Here is a 4,674-nt window from a genome sequence, read left to right as displayed (position 1 = left end):
CCTGCGTTTCGACATGTTCTGATCTCCTCGAATTGGGGATCAGCAGACCTCAGATCGTAGCTTCCGTCACTGTCCGATTTTCGGGGAGTAGCTCAAGGTGTCGGCGGTGGACGTAAGCCGGACTTAGCTCACTATGGGGGAGCTGGTGGGGCAGGCAACACAACTGGCCTCGCCTCCATCAACCCTGAGGGTGAGGGCGTGCAGGGTTGCGGCACCAGCTACGCAGCGCCGCTAACCGCTGCGAGTGTTGCTACGCTCGATCATCGACTCGCGCGCCAAGCTCCGCGCGAAACTCTGCTCGCGCTGCCAATCCATCGGGCCGCTCGCCCTGCAGCATTGTGCGTACCCATGCTGCGCCATGTTGCGCGCGATTTTGTTGGGTTTGGACTTGCCCCTCCTGCCGACTTGATGCTGAGCGACGACCTGCACGGCGTCACACTTGTTTTCAACGATCGCTTACGAGCTCGCCAAAGGCTCGACTTTCCCTTCGCTTGGCCGCGATCATTAGTGCGGGCCGACGGGACTTGTCGTGGCCGCGCGGACATTACGTTGGCTTACACACCGCCTATCGATCCAATTCATCGCGAAGAGGCTATGCGGGTTCATTTGGAGGCTCACCTCCATCAAGAGAACATCGTGAACGATGTGACGGGCGAGACCGAATGGGCAACCAGGCTGACTCATGATGGCGCCGGTTTGCCCCAAGGTATGAACAAGACCGAGAAGTACCTAATTTCAACCGGCCTTAAATGGTCGCCAATCAAGCGTTATCATGCTCACATGCCAAAGGGACGTGGCAACACCTCCAACTGGCGGTTGTCGTTAGATAGCCTCGTGAGAGCAGGCAGCACCTTCCCAGCTAATGGTGTGCCATTCACACTTCTGTTAACTGTCTCTGATCCGAAAGGGACCGCACCAGTCCGAGAGGAGGCTCGATTGGACCTTCAGAACCGTGGCTTGGTACTAGCCGATATCACGGTTGCTCATCGTGTGCGCCCGCGTGCGTAACTGAAATAAAGCAGCTTAGGTGGCTACGATTCAAACTGCTAGAAGTCCTTCCTTTAGCTCAATACCAACCTGTTTGGCAGTTGTCATCGTCGCGGCGCTTAATGACAATCTAAGGTTTGACTTCCGCCGCCCCCTTCCCATCTTCTTTACGTCCGATAATCTTGCATTATCGGACATGACGATCAGCAGCTCTGTGATCGGTCAACGTGACCAGCCGTGCTTTGCAGCTATACCGGCAAAAACCTCACCCGCTGGCGCGACCTTTCCGTCAACAGCAGCAGCGATGCCTTCTCTGATCCGTTCCATTTGCCAAGTGTTGGCTTCAAGATACTGCTCAATCGCCTGATTGACGATGTAATTGCGGGAGCGGTCCATCGCCCTCGCCAAATCGTCAATCTCGGCCACCTTGGCCGTACGGATAGTGATTGGTTCGGATGCGGCGCGCTGTGGCATGAAGTACTCCATTGTAACCATGCCTGATCCAAGCATGAAGGGCGCTGATGCCGCAGGAGGCATCCTACTCCCCGGAGAATCCGCTCTACCGAAGAGGCTCGACAGAAGCGCTAATATTGAAGCGCTCCACATTAATGTCCCCTGCCCTTCTGCGGGTTTTGGCAATGTCATAGCTGTTCTGCATCCGCATCAGCGTGTCCATCGAAACGCCAAACGCCTTCTCAATCCGAAGTGCCATTTCAGGCGACAGGTGTGACCGTTCATTCAACAGCGCCGAAAGCGCCGCGCGAGTGACCCCAAGAACTTCAGCCGCCCGTGTTACGGAAAGGTCGAGGGCTTCAACGATCTCGCTCTTTACGAACCCACCTGGGTGAGCCGGGTTCATCATCCGAATTTCACGCATCTCGATCATAGACGCCTCCTAGTGGTAATCTTCATAGTCAAGATCGATGATCTCGACCTCATCCTTGTCGATCCGGAATGTCAGCCGCCAGTTTTTGGTCACGAACAGACTCCAAGTGCCCTTGCGGTCGCCCGTCAACTGATGAGCCTTCCAGCTCGGAACAGCCCGCAGTTCGTCCTCGCGCTCCATGTCCTGGAGGAACGAGATGATGCGCCGTAACTTTTCAACGACGGCAGACTGAAGACCTGAAGTGTCGTCCGCTTCAACAAAGCGGCGCAGCCCTTTGTGGAGGATGTTCCGAATTCTCATGCTGCAATTTAAGAACGGGGGTGCACGGTGTCAAGCTACACTTGACACCCGGAGCGGCTAGGAAAAAATATTGGATAATTTTAAAAATCCGGTTAGTATAAATACCAGATAAGAAAAGGATTGACCATGCCTACAGTCGTCATTGCGTCTCCCAAGGGGGGGGCAGGAAAGTCCACTACAGCGGTTCTCTTGGGAACAGAGCTTGCTCACGCGGGCGCAAACGTCGTCATGCTCGACTGCGACCCGAACCAGTCTTTGACTTTGTGGGCAGACCGTGGACCGCTGCCCGACCGGATCAGTGTTTTGTCAGACGTCAGCGAATCCGACATCGTGAAAACTATCAAGCGGCACGATACAGACGGCCAGATCGTGATCGTTGACCTGGAAGGCGTAGCATCCCGCCTTGTCTCCCGCGCAATCTCTCAGGCTGATCTGGTCATTACGCCTATGCGTGCCACCACATTGGACGCAACAATCGGCGTCCGCGCCCTGCAACTCATCGCGGAAGAGGAAGAGGCGCTGGACCGGAAGATTCCGCATGCCGTTGTCTTCACCATGACGAAGGCAATCAGGTCCAAGCAGCACAGTGGAATTGCCGGGTCACTGGCGGAACAAGGTGTGGATCTGATCAATCCACCGCTGATGGAGCGTGCGGCCTTTTCAGCGCTTTTCGAGTTCGGAGGCGACCTGCATACCATGCCAGCACAAGGCAACATGGAAGGCGCTATCGAGAACGCAGCACAGTTTGCGCAGGCCGTCTATCAGCGACTGGCCGGGGAGGTGGGAGAATGACCGACAAGCCGTTCAACATCGACCTTGGCCGTCTGAAGACACGCGAAAAAGACAGAAGCGCACAGGCTGTTGAGAAAACCGACAGGGCAGGGGAAGAGCTGGGCTTTGTTGCGCGTGAACCTCAGAAGAAGCGGGGACGGAAGCCAAGCCCCCGCACTGGACAGGTGCATGCCAAGGTTATGCCCGGAATTTCAGAAGAAATTGCCAACGAGGCAAGGCGCAGGGGCGTTCAGCAAGGGGTCATCATCGAAGAGGCCTGGAAGCTGTATAAAGACAAATCCGGTATTTGAAATTATCCGGTATCTTTTCTGTTCTGCATCCACTTCCGGCAGAAGCCCAGGAAAGCTGCTTCAGGATTGCGCGGTGTTTCGGGGAGCCACTGCCGCCATTCCCGCTCAAGGTAGTGAACATCATGACCAGGGGCGAGCATGCGCGCGGTCTCGTACACATCAGGATCAAGTTGCGGTGCGACAGCTTGCGGCAGGACGACTTTGACGTTCTGCCGGTTCGTGAAAAGAACCGTGTCCTCTTGCTCGTCCATTTCTATGGAATAGTCGGGCATGTGGTCGTACGACTGATCTTCGCGGATGATGTTCATGACCAGACGCCGGAACTCGCGTAGCGTGGAGTTTGAGCCGCATTTCTTCTGAAGAAGTGACAGACCGATCCGCCATTCCTTTTGTGCGCCACAATGCTTGCGGGCAATCTCGTAGATGCGGCGTTCGAGAGGTTTGCGGAGACGAAAATAGTCACGATGAAGGGTCAGAACTTCTTTGGACCGGATCGCATTGAACACCCAATCCGAGAGCTTGACCTCCACTTCCTGCATCCGCCCGTCACGCGTCTCCCTGACAACCTCGGCGCTTTCGATCAGCCCGAAAGTCCGGAACACTTCCTGACCACCTGTCACGATATTGGTGCTGATCCGTGTGCCAGCCAGCCGCTCCAATGCCGCTTTAAGCTGAGCATACCCAGAACCAGCTGTATTCCGGTTGGTTGCCACAAGCATATCGAACGCACGGAAGCGAACCGCTTGCGACACTTCCTTGCCTTCGTTGATAGCCGTCATGAGCTGACTGATGCAGTAGATCAGAATATCCCTGTCATGGACCGTCGCCAGCCCGTCCACTGAAGGCTTGATCGCGATCTTGATGCCGTTGTGCTCATACTCACGAACGCGCGTATCCGGCTTGGTCGAAAGCGAAAATATCGGATGCTCCATCGAAGCCATATCAGCCTTCGGAACGGCATCAAAAATATCGCAGACGAAAAAATCGCCTTGCGGATACCTGTCAGGCAGGAGGGGGGAGCGGTTGATCGCGCTATCATCAGACAAAGCGAAATCCTTTCGTACTTTCACACACAGTAGGGCTGGAATAGAGAGAAGTCACGGCGATTCGTACTTTCACACACAGCATGAGGGCTTTCGTACTTTTACACACGTTCTTTCGTACTTTTACACACACTCTTTCGTACTTTCACACACGGGAGTGTCGGAATATTCCTTTTTTATCAAATGCTTGCAGGTCATTTTTTCTGCTTAACACAGAGTCTAACACATATTTAACACTACAGCCTGTGGATAACTCTGGATTCAGCCCTCGCATTGCTAACCCCCATAGAAAACGCAGGCCAGGCGACCACTGGAGTTTTCCTTCAGCCACTCTCCACCAAAAATCCCGCAAGCAGCCTCGTTGTCAGCCCCAAAC

Annotated in this window: 7 protein-coding genes; 3 read left to right on the top strand and 4 right to left on the bottom strand. The window is 54.7% G+C overall.

Translation table 11 applies throughout. The features are described from left to right. The first annotated feature begins 348 nt into the window (after positions 1 to 348). Positions 349 to 1,008, top strand: coding sequence for a hypothetical protein (locus tag J2X53_RS22325; protein ID WP_349039688.1), 660 nt, complete (start codon positions 349 to 351; stop codon positions 1,006 to 1,008). Positions 1,009 to 1,209: 201 nt separating this feature from the next. On the opposite strand, the gene J2X53_RS22320 is transcribed toward J2X53_RS22325, so the two are convergent. The 3 genes from J2X53_RS22320 to J2X53_RS22310 form a co-directional block, all read right to left on the bottom strand. Then, positions 1,210 to 1,461 (bottom strand): ribbon-helix-helix protein, CopG family, encoded by a 252-nt coding sequence (locus J2X53_RS22320; protein WP_349039687.1) that lies wholly within the window; start codon positions 1,459 to 1,461, stop codon positions 1,210 to 1,212. Between the two features lie 85 nt (positions 1,462 to 1,546). Continuing rightward, a complete protein-coding gene (locus J2X53_RS22315) occupies positions 1,547 to 1,873 on the bottom strand; it encodes a HigA family addiction module antitoxin (RefSeq protein WP_349039686.1) in 327 nt (108 codons plus the stop codon). Positions 1,874 to 1,882: 9 nt separating this feature from the next. Further along, complete coding sequence (locus J2X53_RS22310; RefSeq protein ID WP_349039685.1) at positions 1,883 to 2,173, bottom strand: type II toxin-antitoxin system RelE/ParE family toxin; 291 nt, start codon at positions 2,171 to 2,173, stop codon at positions 1,883 to 1,885. Positions 2,174 to 2,299: 126 nt separating this feature from the next. On the opposite strand from J2X53_RS22310, the gene J2X53_RS22305 reads away from it, so the two are divergent. Together J2X53_RS22305 and J2X53_RS22300 are read left to right on the top strand one after the other, a co-directional pair. Continuing rightward, entirely contained in the window at positions 2,300 to 2,965 is a 666-nt protein-coding gene (locus tag J2X53_RS22305) for a ParA family protein (protein ID WP_349039684.1), read from the top strand. Beyond that, positions 2,962 to 3,255, top strand: coding sequence for a chromosome partitioning protein ParB (locus J2X53_RS22300; RefSeq protein ID WP_349039683.1), 294 nt, complete (start codon positions 2,962 to 2,964; stop codon positions 3,253 to 3,255). Before J2X53_RS22305 ends, J2X53_RS22300 begins: the two co-directional genes overlap by 4 nt. Before the next feature lie 2 nt (positions 3,256 to 3,257). Here the strand turns inward: J2X53_RS22300 and J2X53_RS22295 are convergent, their stop codons facing one another. Then, positions 3,258 to 4,301 carry a replication initiator protein A gene (locus J2X53_RS22295; protein ID WP_349039682.1) on the bottom strand — a complete coding sequence of 348 codons (1,044 nt, stop codon included), beginning with the start codon at positions 4,299 to 4,301 and terminating at the stop codon, positions 3,258 to 3,260. Positions 4,302 to 4,674: the final 373 nt, after the last annotated feature.

The organism is Pseudotabrizicola sp. 4114, from assembly GCF_031457365.1.
Classification (GTDB): Bacteria; Pseudomonadota; Alphaproteobacteria; order Rhodobacterales; family Rhodobacteraceae; genus Pseudotabrizicola.
Note: the sequence above shows the minus strand (reverse complement) of the source record. Positions and strands in the feature narration are given on the sequence as shown.

Coding starts and splice junctions, on each gene's coding strand:
- J2X53_RS22310 (WP_349039685.1), bottom strand. CDS start 2,173: ATGAGAATTCGGAACATCCTCCACAAAGGGCTGCGCCGCTTTGTTGAA.
- J2X53_RS22315 (WP_349039686.1), bottom strand. CDS start 1,873: ATGATCGAGATGCGTGAAATTCGGATGATGAACCCGGCTCACCCAGGT.
- J2X53_RS22325 (WP_349039688.1), top strand. CDS start 349: ATGCTGCGCCATGTTGCGCGCGATTTTGTTGGGTTTGGACTTGCCCCT.
- J2X53_RS22305 (WP_349039684.1), top strand. CDS start 2,300: ATGCCTACAGTCGTCATTGCGTCTCCCAAGGGGGGGGCAGGAAAGTCC.
- J2X53_RS22320 (WP_349039687.1), bottom strand. CDS start 1,461: ATGCCACAGCGCGCCGCATCCGAACCAATCACTATCCGTACGGCCAAG.
- J2X53_RS22300 (WP_349039683.1), top strand. CDS start 2,962: ATGACCGACAAGCCGTTCAACATCGACCTTGGCCGTCTGAAGACACGC.